At 64.1% G+C, this 19,595-nt stretch carries 16 protein-coding genes, 1 tRNA gene and 1 pseudogene; 9 read left to right on the top strand and 9 right to left on the bottom strand.

Annotated elements, in window-relative coordinates; all coding sequences use genetic code 11:
• Positions 1 to 179: 179 nt before the first annotated feature.
• Both BGRAMDRAFT_RS26565 and gloB read right to left on the bottom strand, forming a co-directional pair.
• Complete coding sequence (locus BGRAMDRAFT_RS26565; RefSeq protein WP_006051976.1) at positions 180 to 1,844, bottom strand: transglycosylase SLT domain-containing protein; 1,665 nt, start codon at positions 1,842 to 1,844, stop codon at positions 180 to 182.
• A 156-nt stretch (positions 1,845 to 2,000) separates the two neighbouring features.
• The gene (gene gloB / locus BGRAMDRAFT_RS26560; protein ID WP_006051975.1) at positions 2,001 to 2,792 is read right to left on the bottom strand and encodes a hydroxyacylglutathione hydrolase; all 792 of its coding nucleotides are present in this window, start codon (positions 2,790 to 2,792) and stop codon (positions 2,001 to 2,003) included.
• 19 nt (positions 2,793 to 2,811) lie between these two features.
• Here gloB and BGRAMDRAFT_RS26555 point away from each other — a divergent pair, with 19 nt between their 5' ends.
• From BGRAMDRAFT_RS26555 to BGRAMDRAFT_RS26535, 5 genes are all read left to right on the top strand, one after another.
• Positions 2,812 to 3,684, top strand: a complete 873-nt coding sequence (locus BGRAMDRAFT_RS26555) for a class I SAM-dependent methyltransferase (RefSeq protein WP_006051974.1) — start codon at positions 2,812 to 2,814, stop codon at positions 3,682 to 3,684.
• Positions 3,681 to 4,127, top strand: coding sequence for a ribonuclease HI (rnhA, locus tag BGRAMDRAFT_RS26550; RefSeq protein WP_006051973.1), 447 nt, complete (start codon positions 3,681 to 3,683; stop codon positions 4,125 to 4,127). Before BGRAMDRAFT_RS26555 ends, rnhA begins: the two co-directional genes overlap by 4 nt.
• Before the next feature lie 72 nt (positions 4,128 to 4,199).
• Positions 4,200 to 4,943, top strand: a complete 744-nt coding sequence (dnaQ, locus tag BGRAMDRAFT_RS26545) for a DNA polymerase III subunit epsilon (RefSeq protein WP_006051972.1) — start codon at positions 4,200 to 4,202, stop codon at positions 4,941 to 4,943.
• A gap of 48 nt (positions 4,944 to 4,991) precedes the next feature.
• A tRNA-Val gene (locus BGRAMDRAFT_RS26540) sits at positions 4,992 to 5,066 on the top strand.
• Positions 5,067 to 5,596: 530 nt separating this feature from the next.
• A complete protein-coding gene (locus tag BGRAMDRAFT_RS26535) occupies positions 5,597 to 7,480 on the top strand; it encodes an ABC transporter ATP-binding protein (protein ID WP_006051971.1) in 1,884 nt (627 codons plus the stop codon).
• 72 nt (positions 7,481 to 7,552) lie between these two features.
• Here the strand turns inward: BGRAMDRAFT_RS26535 and BGRAMDRAFT_RS26530 are convergent, their stop codons facing one another.
• The 3 genes from BGRAMDRAFT_RS26530 to BGRAMDRAFT_RS26520 form a co-directional block, all read right to left on the bottom strand.
• Complete coding sequence (locus BGRAMDRAFT_RS26530; RefSeq protein ID WP_006051970.1) at positions 7,553 to 8,017, bottom strand: DUF2214 family protein; 465 nt, start codon at positions 8,015 to 8,017, stop codon at positions 7,553 to 7,555.
• Positions 8,018 to 8,170: 153 nt separating this feature from the next.
• Positions 8,171 to 9,022, bottom strand: a complete 852-nt coding sequence (locus BGRAMDRAFT_RS26525) for a hypothetical protein (RefSeq protein ID WP_006051969.1) — start codon at positions 9,020 to 9,022, stop codon at positions 8,171 to 8,173.
• Between the two features lie 255 nt (positions 9,023 to 9,277).
• Positions 9,278 to 10,342 carry a glycosyltransferase family 4 protein gene (locus BGRAMDRAFT_RS26520; RefSeq protein WP_006051968.1) on the bottom strand — a complete coding sequence of 355 codons (1,065 nt, stop codon included), beginning with the start codon at positions 10,340 to 10,342 and terminating at the stop codon, positions 9,278 to 9,280.
• A gap of 713 nt (positions 10,343 to 11,055) precedes the next feature.
• On the opposite strand from BGRAMDRAFT_RS26520, the gene BGRAMDRAFT_RS26515 reads away from it, so the two are divergent.
• Positions 11,056 to 12,891: an ABC transporter ATP-binding protein gene (locus BGRAMDRAFT_RS26515; RefSeq protein WP_035569805.1), complete on the top strand. Its 1,836-nt coding sequence runs from the start codon at positions 11,056 to 11,058 to the stop codon at positions 12,889 to 12,891.
• A 149-nt stretch (positions 12,892 to 13,040) separates the two neighbouring features.
• Here the strand turns inward: BGRAMDRAFT_RS26515 and otsA are convergent.
• Together otsA and otsB are read right to left on the bottom strand one after the other, a co-directional pair.
• Positions 13,041 to 14,502 (bottom strand): annotated as a pseudogene (gene otsA / locus BGRAMDRAFT_RS26510) (alpha,alpha-trehalose-phosphate synthase (UDP-forming)).
• Positions 14,503 to 14,584: 82 nt separating this feature from the next.
• Positions 14,585 to 15,334 (bottom strand): trehalose-phosphatase, encoded by a 750-nt coding sequence (gene otsB, locus BGRAMDRAFT_RS26505; RefSeq protein ID WP_044021895.1) that lies wholly within the window; start codon positions 15,332 to 15,334, stop codon positions 14,585 to 14,587.
• 372 nt (positions 15,335 to 15,706) lie between these two features.
• On the opposite strand from otsB, the gene BGRAMDRAFT_RS26495 reads away from it, so the two are divergent.
• From BGRAMDRAFT_RS26495 to BGRAMDRAFT_RS26485, 3 genes are read left to right on the top strand one after another with little or no spacing between them, the layout of a single operon-like run.
• Positions 15,707 to 16,411 (top strand): SCO family protein, encoded by a 705-nt coding sequence (locus tag BGRAMDRAFT_RS26495; protein ID WP_409372879.1) that lies wholly within the window; start codon positions 15,707 to 15,709, stop codon positions 16,409 to 16,411.
• Between the two features lie 9 nt (positions 16,412 to 16,420).
• Positions 16,421 to 16,909: a copper chaperone PCu(A)C gene (locus BGRAMDRAFT_RS26490; protein WP_006051962.1), complete on the top strand. Its 489-nt coding sequence runs from the start codon at positions 16,421 to 16,423 to the stop codon at positions 16,907 to 16,909.
• A gap of 18 nt (positions 16,910 to 16,927) precedes the next feature.
• Complete coding sequence (locus BGRAMDRAFT_RS26485) at positions 16,928 to 17,839, top strand: cytochrome c oxidase assembly protein (RefSeq protein WP_006051961.1); 912 nt, start codon at positions 16,928 to 16,930, stop codon at positions 17,837 to 17,839.
• A gap of 54 nt (positions 17,840 to 17,893) precedes the next feature.
• Here the strand turns inward: BGRAMDRAFT_RS26485 and BGRAMDRAFT_RS26480 are convergent, their stop codons facing one another.
• Positions 17,894 to 18,418: a GNAT family N-acetyltransferase gene (locus BGRAMDRAFT_RS26480; RefSeq protein ID WP_006051960.1), complete on the bottom strand. Its 525-nt coding sequence runs from the start codon at positions 18,416 to 18,418 to the stop codon at positions 17,894 to 17,896.
• 138 nt (positions 18,419 to 18,556) lie between these two features.
• Positions 18,557 to 19,537, bottom strand: coding sequence for a sensor domain-containing diguanylate cyclase (locus BGRAMDRAFT_RS26475; protein ID WP_006051959.1), 981 nt, complete (start codon positions 19,535 to 19,537; stop codon positions 18,557 to 18,559).
• Positions 19,538 to 19,595: the final 58 nt, after the last annotated feature.

Here is a 19,595-nt window from a genome sequence, read left to right as displayed (position 1 = left end):
GGCGCCCGACGGCAGTAGCACGCCCCGGCTCGTAGGCAAGCACCAGTTGCCGGACGGCGCACAATGAAAAACGCCGTCACCACAGGGTGACGGCGTCGAAAACTCATTTCATGTCGGAGCGCGGCAGGCTCTGCGTCGATCGGAAGCCCGATCGGCGCATCAACCAGCATTAATCTGCATCAGTTGCTCTTCTTCGTGCTCTTGCTGCTCTTGCTGGAAGTGGAAGCCGATACCTTCGTCACCTTGCCGGCAGGCGCCGCGGACGCTTTCGACTTGCCGCCCTTCGCCACCGGCTCGGACACCTTCACCACCGCCGCCGAATGTCCGCGCCCTTTCGTCCTCTCGCTGCGCGCTTCGCGCTTCGAGCCGCCGACGCGCGTGCCGATCTTCTGGACGCCGCCACCTTCGACATCGGTCGCGATGCGCTCCGGCCCCGGTTCGCTCGGGACCGCCCGGCCGACCGGCACGTGCAGCACGACGACCTGGCCGCGTGAGACGCTGTCGCGATGCGTGCGGTTCCACGCCTTCAACTGGCCGACGGACACGCCGTAGCGCAGCGCGATAGCCGCCATCGACTGATTGCGGCGCACGCGGATCAGCATCTTGCGCGTGTCGGGGACGTCCGGCTCCATCGCGAGCACGGCGCTTTCCGCGACGTCCGCGCTGATGTCCTCGTCGTCGTCCGAACCGCGCGGCACGACAATCGTGGAGCCCGGCTTAAGACGCATGCCGACCGGAATCTTGTTCACTTCCATCAGCGTGTCGGCGTCGACACCGATCTTTTGCGCGATCGCCGCCGGCGCCGAACGCTCGGTGACCGTGTACGTGGTCCACGACGACAGCGAACCCGAATACGTTTTCAGATTGCGCTCGAACGCGCTCGCATTGTCGAACGGCAGCAGGATTTGCGGCTGCGTCGCGCCGAGAATGACCGGCTTCCTGAACGACGGGTTCAGCGAGCGGAATTCGTCGAGCGGCAGATTGGCCAGTTTGGCCGCCATGTCCACGTCGATATCGTGCGACGTGGTGACGGTCACGAAATACGGGTGATTCGGAATGGACGGCAGCGCGAGCCCGTACATCTGCGGGTTCATCACGATGTTCTTGACGGCCTGCAGCTTCGGCACGTAGTTGCGCGTCTCGTTCGGCATGCGCAGGCTCAGGTAGTCGGTCGGCAAGCCCGCCGCTTCGTTACGCGCGATGGCGCGCTGCACGTTACCCTCGCCCCAGTTGTACGCCGCGAGCGCGAGCTGCCAGTCGCCGAACATGTCATGCAGACGCGACAGATAGTCGAGCGCGGCGCTGGTCGACGCCAGCACGTCGCGGCGCTCGTCCTGCCACATGTTCTGCTTGAGGTTGTAGGTGCGGCCGGTGCCCGGCATGAACTGCCACATGCCGGCCGCCTTCGCCACCGACAACGCCTGCGGGCTGTACGCCGACTCGATGAACGGCAGCAACGCGAGCTCGGTCGGCATATGGCGCGCCTCGAGTTCCTCGACGATGTGGTACAGGTACTTCTGCGAGCGCTCGGTCATGCGCTGCACGTAATCGGGACGCTGCGCATACCAGTTGACCTGCATGTCGACCAGGTCGGTCTGCAGGTCGGGCATCTGGAAACCACGGCGAATACGGCCCCACAAGTCGGCGTCCGCGCTCGTCAACTGCGTGACGGAGCCTTTGTCGACGTTGATGGTTTCCTTGGCGGTGGCTGTCTTGCGAAGTGCGTCTGCTACGGCTTGCTGACTGGCGGGATTTGTTGCGGTGGTGGGGCTGACCGTCGTTGGTCCCTGGCTCGCGCAGGCGGCGAGCGTCAGGACCAGCAACGCACTAAAGATAAATCGCATGAACGTCTCGGCTTCCACAAGGGCTGGAATTTGCAGCCGATAGTACGAAACCCTAACGTCTACGTCAATTGGAAATTGACGAAAAAATCAAGCAAATCTAAGGCTTGGCGAATTCTTCCGATTCTTCGCTTGAGGAAGACCCCAGGGCCGACCCGGTCACCGGAAGCGGTTCTTCCATTCGCGCATCAGCGTGAACGCTCCAAGCCGGTCCGATACTTTCTCGTGCAACTGCTCCTGCAGGGCTGCCTGGACGGCGGGATTGCCGGCCCGCAGGAAAGGATTCACCGCGCGTTCGTGGGCGATCGTGGTGGGCAGCGTCGGCAGATTGCGGGCTCGCAAGTCGGCCGCCTGGTCCCGCCAGGCTTGCAAGTCGGCGTTGCCCGGCTCGCAGGCGAGCGCGAAGCGGATGTTAGAGAGTGTATATTCGTGCGCGCAGTGCACTTGCGTTTCGCCGGGCAACGCGGCGAGCGAGTCGAGCGACGCCAGCATCTGCTGCGGCGTGCCTTCGAACAACCGGCCGCATCCGCAAGCGAACAGCGTATCGCCGCAAAACACGTGAGGCGTGCCGCCGGGATCTGCCGCCTGAAAATAGGCGATGTGGCCGCTCGTATGACCTGGCACGTCCAGCACGCTCAGTTCGAGCGCAGGCGCGGCAATCGTCACCCGATCGCCATTTTCAAGACGCTGCGTGACACGCTCGATCGCTTCACCGGCGGGCCCGTAGACGGGAACGTCCTGGCCATTCAGCAGATCGGCCACCCCGCCGACGTGGTCTTGATGATGGTGCGTGAGTAAAATAGCGCTCAGCCGCCACCCGCGTTTGGCCAGATAGGCGCGAACCGGAGCGGCCTCGCCCGGATCGACGACTACCGCGTGGTGTCCGTCGGAAACGACCCAGATGTAATTGTCTTCAAACGCCGGGACCGGTACGTACTCGAGCGCATTCATAGGCGACGCATTCTTTGATATGACTGACCGAGCGATTATAGACTGGCCCGCCTGGACGGATTCGCCGCCTGGCCGCTACGTGCTCGAGTGGGAACAGACCCAGCTCGACCGTGTGGTGTCGGACGTGTTCGGCTACCACGCACTGCAACTCGGCCTGCCGCAGCTCGACGCCTTGCGCGAAAATCGCATGCCCTGCCGCGGGCTGGTGCTGGACGCCGCCAGCGGCGCGAGCGCGCCCTACAGCTTCCCGCGCGCGGACGCGCACGCCGGCAACGGAGCGGGCAATCCGACGCACGGCGCGACGCACGGCCCGGCGCGCGGCGCGTTTGCGCCGCTGCCTTCGCCAACGGGGCGCAGTGCCGTCTGGTGCGATCTGCTCGATCTGCCGTTCGAGGCGCAGAGCGTCGATCTGATCGTGATGCCGCACACGCTCGAATTTACGAGCGACCCGCACCGCCTGCTGCGCGAAGCCGAACGCGTGCTGATGCCGGAAGGCCAACTGATCATTCTCGGCTTCAACTCGTTGTCGCTATGGGGCGCGCGGCAATCGGTCGGCAAGATGACCGGCCGGCCGTTCGTGCCCGCCGCCGTCGATCTGATCGCCTTCACGCGTCTTAAGGACTGGATCAAGCTGCTCGGATTCGACCTTGAACGCGGGCGCTTCGGCTGCTATCGTCCGCCGCTCGACAGCGACCAGTGGCTCTCCCGCTACGGCTTCATGGAAGCCGCCGGCGACCGCTGGTGGCCGATTTTCGGCGCAACCTACATGATCAAGGCGATCAAGCGCGTGCGCGGCATGCGCCTCGTCGGACCGCTGAAGGTGAAAAAACCCGTCCTCGCCGCGGGCCTCGCGCCCGCCGCCACACCGAATACACGCAACCACACTCAATGACAGCGAACATCATCGACATTTATACGGACGGCGCCTGCAAGGGCAACCCCGGCCCCGGCGGCTGGGGCGCGCTTTTGCGCTTCGGCGATCAGGAAAAAGAGCTGTTCGGCGGCGAAGCGAATACGACCAACAACCGCATGGAACTGATGGGCGTGATTTCCGCGCTCGAAGCGCTCAAGCGTCCATGCAAGGCCGTCGTGCACACCGATTCGCAGTACGTGCAGAAAGGCATCAGCGAGTGGATTCACGGCTGGAAAAAGAAAGGCTGGGTCACGGCGGCGAAGCAGCCGGTCAAGAACGCGGATTTGTGGAAGCGGCTCGACGCGCTCGTCGCGCAGCACGAAATCGAATGGCGCTGGGTGCGCGGCCATAACGGGCACCCGGAGAACGAGCGCGCCGATCAGCTCGCCAACCGCGGCGTCGCATCGCTCGCGGAACTATGACGCCAGCCGCCGGCCCGCGCGTTCTTTTGCTGCTTGTTTGCGGCTGCAACTTCTGAGGCAAGCTAAACCGATATGCGTCAACTGATCCTCGATACCGAAACGACCGGCCTCAACGCCCGCACCGGCGACCGCATCCTCGAGCTGGGCTGCGTCGAACTGGTGAACCGGCGGCTCACCGGCAACAACCTGCATTTCTATATCAATCCCGAACGCGACAGCGATCCCGGCGCGCTGGCGGTCCACGGCCTGACCACCGAATTCCTCAGCGACAAGCCGAAGTTCGCCGACATCGCCGACCAGATTCGCGACTTTATCCAGGGCGCGGACCTGATCATTCACAACGCGCCCTTCGACATCGGCTTTCTCGACGCCGAATTCGCGTTGCTCGGCCTGCCGCCCGTGAGCACGTATTGCGGCGAGATCATCGACACGCTCGCGCGCGCCAAGCAGATGTTCCCCGGTAAGCGCAATTCACTGGACGCGCTCTGCGATCGCTTCGGCATCAGTAACGCGCACCGCACGCTGCACGGCGCGCTGCTCGACTCGGAACTGCTCGCCGAGGTTTATCTTGCGATGACGCGCGGCCAGGAAAGCCTCGTCATCGACATGCTCGGCGAATCGCACGCCGGCGGCGAAGCGCATGCGCCGCGCGTGGCGATCGAATCGCTGGATCTCGTGGTGATTGCGGCCAGCGACGACGAGCTCGCCGCGCATCAGGAAGTTCTCGACGGCCTCGACAAGGCGATCAGAGGCACGAGCGTATGGCGTCTCGAACCTGCGCCCGTGTCGGCCGTGTCGGATGAGCAAGCCGCTTAAAAAGTGCTGGACGAGTTCCGCAATGCCTGACATAATCTCGATCTCTTCGGGTGGTTAGCTCAGCGGTAGAGCACTGCCTTCACACGGCAGGGGTCACTGGTTCGATCCCAGTACTACCCACCAGATTCTTGGTGCGTCGATCACCGAAGACAAAGGGCTCACGTAGAAATGCGTGAGCCCTTTTCCGTTTTGGCGCGCTGTCTTGTGGTTGTATTGGCATCCGGTTTTGCGGCTCCGTAATCGACCGCGCCGTCAACACCGAAACCTCGTCGATTGCGACGGCAAAACAGCGCTGATATAGTCGGTGTTCGGGCATTCGCCCCGTCTACTTTCTCCACCTCATTGACCACAGGGAGGCGTCACATGTTTGCAGTGCATATGGCCGTCCCTGACATGGTCCCGCGGCGCTCGCGTTTGCCTCTCAGTTGTTTCCTGAGTCGCCGCTGACGGGTCACCGACCTGTCGCCATCCGCGGTGCAGCCGAAGCAGGCGCGCCGCGCAATTCCAGATAGTCCACCGCTCGCTCCGCAGGCTTATTGCCCGCAGTTTCATTGCCGCAGCTTCATTGCGGTTTAACCGCGTGCTTCGACTATCTCTTCATCCTGCTTTTGACTGGAACCCCGTTGCGCCATGCGCGCCGGGGTTGTCGAAAAATGACCGGAAAAAAACTCGACTTTCGCGGACAAGCCTTTAAGGATGTCCTCGGCTTCACCTTCATTCACTGGGCGAAACAGCCGTGGCGCATCGTCGTCATTGCGGCGCTCGTCATGCTCTCAGCGGTGGCGGACGTGCTGACGCCGATGTTCGCCGGCCACCTCGTCGACGCCATCGCGTCGGGCCCGGCCGCGCGCGGCAGCGCCTGGCACGCGGCGGTCACGGCGTTTTGCGTGCTCGGCGCGCTCGGCCTCGGCGCGACCTTGCTGCGGCAAGGCATGTACTTCAACATCATCAAGCTGACGCTGAAGATGATGAGCGAGATCGCCGCCAACGCGTTTCATCGCGTGCAGCGGTTTTCGACCGACTGGCATGCGAACAGCTTCGCGGGCTCTACCGTGCGCAAAATCACGCGCGGCATGTGGGCGCTCGACCTGCTGAACGACACGTTGCTGATCGCGCTGTTTCCGTCGCTGATCATGCTGGTTGGCGCGACGCTGCTGCTCGGCTGGCGCTGGCCGATGATGGGCGCGGTGGTCGGCATCGGCTCGCTGATCTACATCACGGTAACGGTCGCGCTGTCGCTCGGCTATGTCGCGCCCGCCGCACGCCTCGCGAATGCGTGGGACACGCGCATGGGCGGCGCGCTCGCGGACGCGGTGAGCTGCAACGGCGTGGTCAAGGCCTTCGGCGCGGAAGAGCGCGAAGAAGTGCTGCTTGCGCGCGTGATCGGCAAGTGGCGCGAACGCACGCGGCGCACGTGGATTCGCGGCACGATCAACGGCGGCGTGCAGGGCGCGATGCTGGTGGCAATCCAGACGGCTATCCTCGGCGCGGCGCTCGTGCTGTGGTTGCGCGGCGAGGCGAGCGTCGGCGACATCACGTTCGCGCTGACGATGTTCTTCATGCTGCAAGGCTATTTGCGCGACGTGGGCATGCACATTCGCAACTTGCAGCGCTCCGTCAACGACATGGAAGAACTCGTGTCGCTGGAGCGCCAGCCGCTCGGTATCGAAGATCGGCCGGGCGCCGGTCCGATCGCGATTGGCAAAGGCGAGATCCGCTTCGAGCACGTCACCTTCCACTATGGGGCGAACGCCACGCCGCTGTACCGCGACTTCTCCGTGCGCATTGCGCCTGGCGAACGCGTCGGGCTGGTCGGCCATTCGGGCTCGGGCAAGACGACCTTTATCAAGCTGATCCAGCGCCTTTACGACGTTTCGGAAGGCCGCATCACGATCGACGGTCAGGACATCGCGCAGGTCAGGCAGGCGTCGTTGCGCAGCCAGATTGCGATCGTGCAGCAGGAGCCGGTGCTGTTTCATCGCTCGCTCGCGGAGAACATCGCCTATGCGCGTCCGGACGCGAGCCGCGCCGACATCGAGCGAGCCGCGCGGCTTGCGAACGCGCACGACTTCATCAGCGCGTTGCCGGGCGGTTATGACACGCTGGTCGGGGAGCGCGGCATCAAGCTGTCGGGCGGCGAGCGTCAGCGTGTGGCAATCGCGCGCGCGTTTCTCGCCGACGCCCGCATTCTGATTCTCGACGAAGCGACATCGAGCCTCGACAGCGAAAGCGAAGTGCTGATCCAGCAGGCGATGGAGCGGCTGATGCTCGGCCGCACGACGCTCGTGGTCGCGCACCGCCTGTCGACCGTGCGCGCACTCGACCGGTTGCTCGTGCTCGACAAGGGCAAGGTGATCGAAGAAGGCAGCCACGAAACGCTGATCGGTCTCGAGAACGGCCTGTACCGGCGGCTCTTCGAGCGGCAGGCGCTGGAGTTGATCAAGGGCTTGAGCGAACCGCCCGTCCCCGTCCGCCAGGAAACGGCGCGCATGCGCAGTTCGACGACTGACGATTCGAGCCTGCTGGTCGGCAAGTAAGAACGCCGACGATGACGCGCGTCACACGGAAATGCCTTTATTCAAGGCCTATTCCGTTGACGCGCCGCCGGCTTACACCACGCCCGCAGGCAAGCCGATGCCGCGCGCCATGCCGGTCGCGGCGAACACCATCAGCACGAGCAAGACCGTCTGAATCACGCTCAGGTGTGCGTAGCGGCGTGCGTTGTGCAGGTCCGGCGCCTCGCCCTTTCGTATCGACGCGCGCCAGCGCATCAAGGCGAGCATCGACGGAACTTCAAGCAGGACGATGATGACGAGCAGCGTCATCTTGAGGTGAAAGAGCGGCTCGTGGAGATAGTAGTCGGCGCCCTTCTCATAAGAACCGAAAACGCGCATCAGCCCCGTCACGATCAGCACCAGGGCGGACAGACCCCACCGCGTGTCGGCCCGGAACACGGAGCGCAGCGCGGCAGGCACCGCCGCGCGGCGCAGCGACCACGTGCGCCGCAGGATCGACGCAAGCGCGAAGCCATAAGCAAGCAGATGAAGAGCGGCAAGTAACCAGCGAACCAGCATAGCGACTCCTGCTAACGACACGGCACATCGTTGTTATCGCTCGCCCGCCGTCAAGCGCGGGCGGCGTCCTGGTTTCATTATCGACCACGGCTTACTTTACAACGCGCTCGTCCGTCATGGCATGTGAGCGACGGCACACAGCGCGCTTCAGATTCAGACTTGCCGCAACGTGCTGTCGAGCGCGCGTGCCGCGACGCGATCGCCTTCCGTCGTCAACGCCGCGCGAAACACCGTCTGCCGGTTGTGCCCCGCGGCCGCAGGCGAATCCCACAGCAATTCGATTTTCGGACGACGGCCAAACGCGGCCCGCGCAAGCGACGGCGCGCCGCTCGCGCGCGGCGCAGACTGCGTCACCGCATCGCCTGCGGCATGCAGCGCGATCACCGGCGTGGGCGGCGCCGCAGACCGCGTGCCCGCACCGTCCGCCCAGCGCACCGAGAGCTCGCGCGCGTCGTACTGCCCCACCTTGCGACGCTCGGCCCATACGCTCACCGTGCGTGTCAGCGGGTCGAGCGAGACCGCATAGCGTCCGATCGCAAAGCGTCGCGCGGCGATGTTGGTGCGCCAGAGCGGCCGCGGCCGGCAGATCCACAGGACCGCCGCGTAGAGCGCCGGTGCGACCAGCAGCCAGCCGTTGGTCGCGGCCACGGTTTGCGCGGCGCGCCGCCAGCCGGCGCTCATTGCAAACGCACTGACCACCCAGACCGCAAACAGAAACCCGAGGAACGCGAAGAGACGCAGCGCTTGCCGCAGCCATTGCGGCAGCGGATGGAACGGACGCTCGGCCACGGCGCGCGCGCCCGGCAAGAAGATCAGCAGGAACAGGAAGACGAGGTTGACGCACGCCCACGGCGACGACGCCATCGCCGATAGCGACGTCGTCAGATCCATCGCCGACATGGAAAACAGCCAGCGGGCGAGAAGCACGAGACCGATGGCGCGCAGCGCGAAAATCGTTCCGGCGCCGGGCGCGGCATTCGCTCGCGTCTCTTTCGTTCTCGCCAAGGCATCCTCCTGTCGTCGGCGGCGCCGCAGCCAAATTTGCGGCACGGCCATTATAGGGATATTACGAAAGGCGGCTGCTGCGGCGGTCGCGAAACACCCGCTTTGCATCGCGAAACGCGAAAAAACGCGGCGCGCATGCAACAACGCCCCGCGAGTGCGTGGCACGCGGGGCGTTGCGGGTGGCCGGCGAAGCGCTGTAACACGCTTGATCCGCCGAACCGGTTTGCTTCGACCGGCAGCTTCCGGTCTAGCGTTTTAGTTTGCGTTGACTTCGCGCAGCACCGTGCGGTGCTTGCGACGCAGCAGTTCTTCGTACGTCGCGACGTAGTTCTGCGCCATCACCTTCGACGAGAAACGCGCTTCGAACGACTTGCGCACCGTTTCGCGCGACAGCGTGTGCAGACGCTTGACCGCCGCGACCGCGCTGATTTCGTCTTCGACGACGAAGCCCGACACGCCGTTGTCGATCACTTCCGGCACCGAACCGCGGTTAAACGCGATCACCGGCGTACCGCAAGCCATTGCTTCGATCATCACGAGACCGAAGGGCTCCGGCCAGTCGATCGGGAACACCAGTGCATGCGCGTTGCCGAGGAACTCACGCTTTTCGGCTTCGCCGATTTCGCCGATGTATTCGACGTGCGGGAGCGCCATCAGCGGCTTGATCACTTCTTCGTAATAGGCACGATCGGCCTTGTCGATCTTGGCCGCGACCTTGAGCTTCATGCCCGCCTGGCCGGCGATGCGGATCGCACGGTCGAGACCCTTCTCCGGCGAAACGCGGCCGAGGAATGCGAGGTAGCCGGGCTCGACGTTCTTGATCGGCGTGAGCACGTTTTCCGGCAGACCGTGATAGACGGTTTGCAGCCAGTTTGCCTGCGGCAGCGGAATGCGCTGGTTGTCCGAGATCGAGACGACCGGCACGTCATTGAACGTGTTGAAGATCGGCTGAAGTTCCGGCAGATCGAGACGGCCGTGCAGCGTGGTCACGAACGGCACCGGCTGGCGCGCGAACAGCGAGAACGGGTAGTAGTCGATGTGGAAATGCAGCACATCGAATTCTTCCGCGCGGCGGCGTACTTCTTCGAGCAGCAGCATGTGCGGCGCCATCACGTCGCGGATGGTCGGGTCGAGGCGCAGTGCTTGCGGCCAGAACGCTTCGAGCTTTGCCGAGGTTTGCGAATCGCCGCTCGCAAAGAGCGTGACGTCGTGGCCCTGCTCGACCAGCGCTTCGGTCAGATAAGACACCACACGTTCCGTACCACCGTACAGCTTGGGAGGAACCGCCTCGTGCAACGGAGCGATTTGAGCGATTCGCATATGAAGAACTCCTCGTAAAAAACCGGCAAAAGTACTGCGTTTGGTAAAAGCGACTCGCTTGCTCGCCAGGGCAGTCGGGCCGGACACGCCGGCGCGGGCCTATTCTCTCGAGATAGCCTGCGAAGGATCGCTTCAGTTTAAATAGCCCGGACGACGGTCGCCGTCCATGCCTGTGCGGTAAACGCACAGACGTGCCCGACGTTGACAAACTGTCAGAAATTTCGGCAGGGCCTACAGCGCATGCATTATCGATGCCGGGATTCTCGCTGCACCACAACATTTCAAAGACTTTACTTTGTTACAGCAGGGATACACTTTGCAAACCCTTGTTTTGCAAGGCAGTTCTACAGTAACGACTGGCTTGCTGCTGTGCCGTCGTGCATGCTTGCCCCGGCTCGACGGTCGTGCTTTGTAAGTTCTTGCACAAGCGTACCGGCACCCATTGAAGAGAATTCAGCGCCGGGCTGAATGCAATTTGTAATTATATCCCGAAATATTCCGCGATCCGCGTGAACCACTGCCGCCGCAGTCAGTCGAGCAAGAGGTAGATCGCGGACGTCCATCGCGACATCAATCGCGCCAAAAGCCCGGATACACAGGGCGCAATCGTCTTTGCATGTTTACAATGCGAAGCATTGGCTTCGCCGCGATGCTTTTTCGCGTGGCCCATGGCTTGCATGCACACCTCCGAACCACACCGACCTCTCGATCAATTGGAACATTTGACCATCGCCCAGCGCAACGCCGAAAACGCAAAGCTCGCGAGCTATGCGCACAGGCCGCTTGCGTTCCTTTTCCGTTTTATCCGCCGCCATCCGCTCGCTCATACGATCGTGCTGTGCAGCGTGGTAGCGGCCGTGGGCTGTGCGCTCGCTTCGCAGTACGCGATCAAACATCTTATCGACGTGCTCGGCACCGGCCGGCATCATCCCGGGCCGCTGTGGGGTGCGTTCGCGATCCTCGTCGGACTGATCGCGGCGGATAACCTGCTGTGGCGGGTCGGCGGCTGGGTCGCGGCGCATACGTTCGTCGCCGTGACCGGCGACTTGCGGCGCGACCTCTTCCAGTATCTGAGCGGACATTCGCCGACCTACTACGCCGAGAAGCAGCCCGGCATGCTGGCAAGCCGGATCACCGCGACCTCGAACGCCGTCTACACGGCCGAAAACACCACGGCGTGGAACGTTCTGCCGCCGTGCATCGCCGTGCTCGGCGCGATCTTCATGATCATCGCGGTCAACCCGCTGATGGCGGGCGGCCTGATGCTGTGCTCGGCGATCCTGTCGGTGGTGCTGTACAAGCTCGCCGGCCGCGGCTCGGTGCGCCATCACCATTTCGCGACCAGAGCGGCCTCGGTGGACGGCGAGCTCGTCGACGTCATCAGCAACATGGGCCTCGTTCGTGCGTTCGGCATGACGTTTCGCGAGCAGCAGCGTTTCGGCGCGACGGTCAAGGCCGAGATGGACGCGCGTCAGCAGAGCCTGCTGTACCTCGAGAAGCTGCGCCTGCTGCACGCGGTGATCACCGCGCTGCTGTCGGCGGGTCTGCTCGGCTGGGCGCTGTTGCTGTGGGACCAAGGCAAGGCGACTTCGGGCGACATCGTGCTCGTCAGCTCGCTCGGGTTCACGATTCTGCACGGCACGCGCGATCTCGCGGTCGCACTGGTGGACGTCACGCAGCACGTCGCGCGACTCGCCGAAGCCGTGCGCACGCTGCTCGAGCCGCACGGCATGCCCGATCGCGACGGCGCCACCGAACTCGTGCCGCAAGGCGGGCGCGTCGACTTCGAAAGCGTGACGTTCGCGTATCCGCGCCGCCGGCCGATCCTCGATCATTTCGATCTGCATATCGAACCGGGTCAGCGCGTCGGGCTGATCGGCAAGTCGGGCGCGGGCAAATCGACGGTGCTCGCCCTGCTCCAGCGTTTCTACGAGACGCAAGGCGGCGCGATCAAGATCGACGGGCAGGACATCGCCACGATCACGCAGGACAGCCTGCGCCACACCATCGCGCTCGTGCCGCAGGATATTTCGCTGTTCCATCGCACTGTGTACGAGAACATTGCGTATGGCCGCCCCGAAGCGAGCCGCGACGAAGTGCTGGCGGCGGCGCGCGAGGCGCGCTGCACTGACTTCATCGAGGCGATGCCGGAAGGGTTCGACACGATCGTCGGCGACCGCGGCGTGAAGCTGTCCGGCGGACAGCGTCAGCGCATCGCGATCGCACGCGCGATCTTGAAGAACGCGCCGATCCTGCTGCTCGACGAAGCCACCTCGGCGCTGGACAGCGCATCGGAAGAAGCGATCCAGAAGGCGCTCGACCGGCTGATGGTCGGCCGCACGGTGATCGCGATCGCGCACCGCCTGTCGACGCTGCATAACTTCGACCGCATCATCGTGATGAGCGCGGGCAAGGTCATCGACGACGGCAGTCCCGAAGAGCTGCGCCAGCGCCCCGGCCTCTATCGCGATCTGCTTTCGAAGCAATACGGCAAAGGCACGACGCTGCATGTGGGCGGCAAGAAGGTCGATGAACAGCATGTGATCTGAGGCGCGCGCCGCATTTCGCCACATCGCATTGCGCGCAGTCGCTCACCAACGGAAAAGCCGCTAAAAAGCGGCTTTTCTGCTTTGTGGGCCGGGCTTTACGAGCTCGCTATCGCATCGTCATTGCGAGCGCTGCGCGTCGCGCCCCGCCGCTAGCTCGCCACAATCTCGCGCGCGGTTTTTTTCCCCACTCGGGCGCGCGGCCGTGCGCTTGCGGTGCGTCCTGCACCATTGGCGCTCTGCAAATCGCGCATGAAGTTGTCGCGCCACACCGAGACATTGTTCTCGCGCAGTTGCGCCATCATGTCGCGATGACGCGCCTGGCGCTCCGCGAGCGGCATCTCGAGCGCCGTCGCGAGCGCGTCCGCCATGCCGTCGATATCGACAGGATTCACGATCAGCGCGCCGTCCAGTTCCTGCGCGGCGCCGGCAAAGCGCGACAGCACGAGCACGCCCGGATTCTCCGGGTCCTGCGCCGATACGTATTCCTTCGCGACGAGGTTCATGCCGTCGCGCAGAGGCGTCACGTAGCCGACGTGCGCGGTGCGAAACAGCGCGGCAAGCACCGAGCGCTCATATTGTTTGTGGATGTAGAGAATCGGCGTCCAGTCGAGTTCGGCGAAACGTCCGTTGATGCGGCCGGACTCCCCTTCCAGTTGCAGACGGATGTCCTGATACGCGTGCATGTCGGCGCGCGTGGGCGGCGCGATCTGCAGAAACGACACCTTGTTGCGCTGCGCCGCCGCGTGTTCCAGCAGACGCTCGAAGGCGCGGAACCTCTCGACGAGTCCCTTTCGAATAATCGAGGCGATCGACGCTCATGATGAGCTTGCGCGAATGCAGCGTCGCTTTCATCGTGCGTACCGGCTTGCCGCGCTCGCCCGCTTTCGCAAGTTCGGCGATCTCGTCCGGATAGACGCCGATCGGGTAAGCGGCGGCGCGCAGCGTGCGGCCGAACGCATGAATCGAGAGCGGGCCGTCGGACGACGCGTCGACGGTGCCGTTCGCCTCGTTGACGATGTAATCGCAGAACGCGCGCAAATCCGGCGCCGTCTGGAAACCGAGCAGATCGAACGAACACAGCGCTTGCACGAGTTCGCGATGCGGCGGCACGGCGAGCAGCACTTGCGAAGCGGGAAACGGAATGTGCAGGAAAAAGCCGATGCGGTTCTTCACGCCCGCGGCGCGCAACGCCTCGGCAAACGGGATCAGGTGATAGTCGTGCACCCAGATGACGTCGTCGTCGCGCAAGAGCGGCACGAGTTGTTGGGCGAGCCATGCATTCACGCGGCAGTAGCCGCCGAAATCGTGCCGGTCGTATTGCACCAGATCGGCCCGATAGTGGAAAGCCGGCCACAGCGTGGCGTTCGAGAAGCCGCGGTAGTACTGGTCGTAATCGCGGCGCATCAGCGCGATAGTGGCGAAGGTCACGGGACCGCGCTCTTCGAGCTTGATCTGCGGCTGACCGGAACTCAGCACCTCGCCGCTCCAGCCGAACCACATGCCGCCCGTTTCCTTGAGCGCGTCGTATACGCCGACCGCGAGACCGCCTGCCGCCGGGCCGCCCTCCGAGATCGGCGCGACCCGGTTCGAAACGATAATCAGTCGGCTCATGAAGCGCTGTCCCCGATGTAATACGTTGTTGTCGCGCTATGTCGTGCGCGTTGTATGCGTTGCAGCGCGGGCGATGCGAGCGTCATGCGCCACGCGCGGCCGCGACCACTGTCGCGAGCCAGTCGAGCAGCGCGGTCACCGACTCCACGCGCGCTTGCGCCGTCGTGTCGCCCGCGCCGACCTTGATCGACAGTCCGTTGCGTTCGTTGACGACCGCGAAGCCTTTCTCGTCGGTGAGATCGTCGCCGGCAAAAAGCGGCTTGCGTCCGACAAACGGCGGCTCGTCGAGGAACGCACGCAGCGCGCGGCCTTTGTCGACATCCTTCGGCTTGATTTCGTAGACCATCTTGCCCGGCTGCAGCACATACGAGTTCGGGTAATCCGCGACCAGCCGCTCCGTCGCCTCGCGCGCAGCGGTCTCGCGATCGGGCGCGTTGCGATAGTGCAGCGCGAGCGCCGCGCCCTTGATCTCGAGCAGCATGCCGGGGTTCGCGTTGACGACTTCGGCGAGCACCTGCTCCATGCGCAAGAGCCGCTCGTCGTGAAAGCCGATGCGCTGCGTGTCGCCGTTCGCGTCGCGCCGCTCGGCCCCGTGCAAACCGGCAATCGGCAGATCGGGCATGCCGAGAAAAGCGTCGATGCTGTCGATACCACGCCCCGACACCACGGCGACCGCGCCGTTCGTCAAACGTCGCAGTTCGCCAAGCAGTTCAATCACGCGAGGTTGCACCTGCACGCCATCCGGCGTGGGCGCGAGTTCGACGAGCGTGCCGTCGAAATCGAAGAAAAACGCGGTCTCGCTCGGAGACAGGAAAGCCGGAAGTGCTTGCATCGGGTTAATTTGCCTTTCGGCCTTGTGCAGCCGGAAAAGTGTGCGCATCTTACCGCGCATCCATCAATTTTTCGAGAAACCAGGCCGCGCGGCAAGCGCGAACGCAAGGTGCGGCGGCGCGATCATGCCGCGCCCAGTCGAATTGCATTCAAAACGGAAACGATCCGGCTTCAGCGCGCTTTCAGCCATGTGCGTCAAATTGCCTCGCAAGCCGTGCGCCCGTGGGCTGCGAGCGACGCCTTCCGTCATTTTGCGATACAGTCGCAGCCACACGAGACTTTGGCGTTACGACGATTTTTGTCCATGATCGCGAACCGTCCGCCTCAACGCACGCACGCCCGGGTGCGAGCTAGCGCGGGGCGCGCGGCGGCAATGCGCCGCTCTACAATCGAGTCATTGATACCTGCTTTGTTCCCGATCATCTCACTGCGACGGCTGCAACCTGCTCACGCGTCATCGCGTCGCGCCGGACTCGCGCACGCATCGATGTCGACGGCCAAAGCCTGCGCGCTCGTCACCATGATCGCGCTGGCCGGCTGCACCAATCGCGCGGAGCCGTGGCATTTGACGAACGTCAGCGGCCATCTGCCGGACCTCGATTTCTCGCTGACGGGCGACGACGGCCGGCCCGTCACGGGCGCGTCGTTCAAAGGCCGCACATCGCTCGTCTATTTCGGCTACACGCATTGCCCGGACGTCTGCCCCGAAACGATGGGACGGCTGATGCAGGTGCTCGACAAGCTCGGACCCGACGCACAGAAGGTGCGCATCCTGTTCGTCACCGTCGATCCGGCGCGCGACACGCCGCAAGCCCTGCACGACTATGTCGGCGCATTCGACTCGAAGCATGCCGAGGGGCTGACCGGCACCGACCGGCAGATCGAGTCGCTCGCGAAGCGCTACCGCGTTGCTTATCAGATGGAAAAGCGCGACCCGAACGGCAGCTACGAAGTCACGCACAGTTCCGCCGTCTATGTATTCGACGCAGAAGGCCGCGCGCGCCTGCTCGCGACCGATAACGACACGCCCGATGCGATCGCCCAAGACTTGCGACGCATCGTCGATCAACGCTCCTGACCTTCAGCCATGACAAAGATCAACCACGTCACGCACATCATCCGTAAAACCAGAACGCTGTCCGCTGTTGCCGGCGCCCTCGCCCTTTCGCTCGCCTTCGCGAGCGCCGCCCACGCCGCCGGCGCGCAAGCGATCACCGCCAAAGACGCATGGGTGCGCTGGCTGCCGAACAATCTGCCGGCGGCCGGCTACGTGACGCTCGTCAATGCGGGCGACAAGCCGCTCGATCTCGTCGATATTTCGAGCAGCGATTACGGCGACGCGATGCTGCATCAAACGGTCTCGAACGGTTCGTCGCAGAAGATGGTGATGGTCGACAAGCTCACGGTGCCCGCGCACGGACAGGTCGCGATCGCGCCGGGCGGCTATCACGTGATGCTCGAAGACGCGAAGCACAAGATCGCGCCGGGCGACACCGTGCACCTGAAGCTGAAGTTCTCCGACGGCGCGACGCTCGACACGCCCTTCGCGGTCAAGTCGCCCGCGCAAACGAAGTAAGCGGAGCGATTCGCGGCAATGGACCTGCTGTACTGGCTCGATCCCTGGGAATTTTCGCCGACGGTCGTCGTCGCTCTGCTGCTGCCCGCCGTCCTGTTCGTGCGCGGCGCGCGCAAGGCGAAGGTGTCGGTGGCGCGGCGCATTTCCTTCTGGTTCGGGCTCGTGGCGTTGTACGTCGCGTTGCACACGCGGCTCGACTATTTCTTCGAGCATGAGTTTTTCATGCATCGCGCGCAGCATCTGGTGCTGCATCATCTCGGACCGTTCTTTATCGCGCTGTCGTATCCGGGCGCGGCATTGCGCGCCGGCATTCCGTTCGGCTGGCGCCAGCGTTTCGTGCGGCCCGCGCTCGCGATGCCGTTCGTGCGCAAGCTGATCGACGTGGTGATGCATCCGGTCGTCGCGGTGACGTTGTTCGTCGGGCTGATCTACTTCTGGCTGATGTCGCCGATTCATTTTGTCGCGATGCTCGACTGGCGGCTTTATCGCGTGATGAACTGGAGCATGGTGATCGACGGCCTGCTGTTCTGGTGGCTCGTGCTCGATCCGCGTCCGGCGCCGCCCGCGCGTTTGTCGCCCGGCAAGCGCGTGCTGGTGGTGATCGCCGCGATTCCGCCGCAGATCGTCCTCGGCGCGTTCATCTTCTTCACGCCGCGCGAGCTGTATCCGATCTATTCGATCTGCGGCCGCGCGTTCACCTGGCTTAGTCCGATGCGCGATCAACAGATCGGCGGGCTGCTGCTGTGGATCCCCGGTTCGATGATGAGCGTGATAGGTGCGCTGCTGGCGTTGCGCCACTGGATGCGTCTGTCGGCTCGCGGACGCGTCCGCGGGGAACGGCGTGCGGTGGTGGTGGCCAATGCGAGCAGGCCGACGGGCGGCACACTCGCCGCGAAGGCGGCTTCGACGAGCGACGCGGGGCAGCGTTGAGGCGGGGCGAATGCGCTGCCGTGGTCCGCTTTGCTGATCGCAGCCGAATACCCATCACGCCGAGCGCATCCACACGTGCGGAATGCCGTCTTCCTCGTGAATCTCGGACACCGGCTCGAAACCAAACGCGCCATAGAAACCTTGCAGATGGGCCTGCGCATGCAGGCGAATCGGCGTGCCGGGCCACTGCTTGCGAATATGCGCGATCGCGCGATCCAGCATCGCGTTGCCCAGACCGATGCCGCGAAATGCCGCGGTCGTCAGCACACGGCCGATGCGAATATCGGCGTCGTCGGCATCGGGCAGAAGCACACGCAGATAGCCGGCGAGCGGCGGACGCGCGGCACCCGTGAGCGCTTGCGCGGACGCATCCGCAGCCGTACCGAACGCGAGCAGGTGCCACGCGTCGAGATCGAGTCCGTCGATATCGCCATACAGGCAGTTCTGCTCGATCACGAAGACAGCGCTACGCGCGGCGAGCATCGCGTAGACCTCCGCGCTCGTCAGTTCGTCGAACGCTTTCCAGCGCCAGTCGAGTGCCGCGACGCGGGCGGCGGCAGTGTGCTGCGGTTCAGTCATGAGAGCTTTGCTAAAAGAAAAAGGTGCGCCGTTTGAGGGTGCGGCGTGATGACCGCGCATTAGAGCGGCGACCGCGCAATTATGCCGCGCGCGGCGGTGTGCAACCAATGGCAACGAAGCGCAACCCATCGAAGATACTCACGCCTCGCGCGCGGCCCGCGCCTTCGACGCCTGTTTGTGGCTGTACATCGCGGCATCGGCAGCGGACAGCAATTCGGCGATGGAACCGTGCCGCGCCGCGTCGTACTCGATCTGGCCCACGCTGAAGCGAATGCTGTAACCGCGCTGCGCCTGCGCATTGCGCTCGTCGAGTGAATGCGTGAGCCGCTCGGTCACTTCCTGGGTGGCGGCGGCGTCCGTGTCGCTGAGCAGGACGACGAACTCGTCGCCGCCCAGCCGCCCGATCACGTCGCTCTCGCGCAGCGTGCCGCGCAGCACGTCGGCAAAAGTCTTCAGCGCGTGATCGCCTTCCGCGTGACCGAACGTGTCGTTGATCTGCTTGAAATCGTTGAGATCGAAGAACAGCAGCGACGCGGGCCTATCGAGCCGCTTGCAGACATTCAGCGCATGCTGCGCGAGCGCGGAAAAACCACGCCGGTTAGACAGCAGCGTCAGGTCGTCCAGCGTGGCAAGCTGCACGGCCGCGAGCTCCTGCTCGGCCATGCGTGCGAGATCGCGCAGCAGTTCGCGCTCTTCGTCGTCGAGCTCGCGCGGCTTCACGTCGATCAGGCATAGCGTGCCGAGCCTGCTGCCGTTTGGCACGGTCAGCGGACAGCCGGCATAGAAGCGAATATTCGGCGCCTCGGTCACGAGCGGATTGTCGTGGAAGCGCTCGTCGGCGAGCGTGTCAGGCACGGCCAGGATGTCATCGTCGAGGATCGCATGCGCGCAGAAAGAGACGTCGCGCGAAGTCTCGCTCGCTGTAAGGCCGACGCATGACTTGAACCATTGCCGGTTCGCGTCCACGAGACTGACGAGCGCGATCGGCACGCCGAACAGACGCTTCGCAAGCCGGGTGAGGCGGTCGAAGCGCTCTTCGGGCGGCGTGTCGAGAATATGCAGTGCACGTAGCGTGTCGAGCCGCGTGCTTTCGTTGCTGGGAATCGGTGGTGTGTGCATGGCGTGTCCCCTGAGACCATCTTGCGCAAGGCAGTGGCAATGTGGGCAATCCGGGCTG

It is taken from the genome of Paraburkholderia graminis C4D1M, assembly GCF_000172415.1.
Classification (GTDB): domain Bacteria; phylum Pseudomonadota; class Gammaproteobacteria; order Burkholderiales; family Burkholderiaceae; genus Paraburkholderia; species Paraburkholderia graminis.
This window is presented reverse-complemented; position numbering and strand designations above follow the sequence as displayed.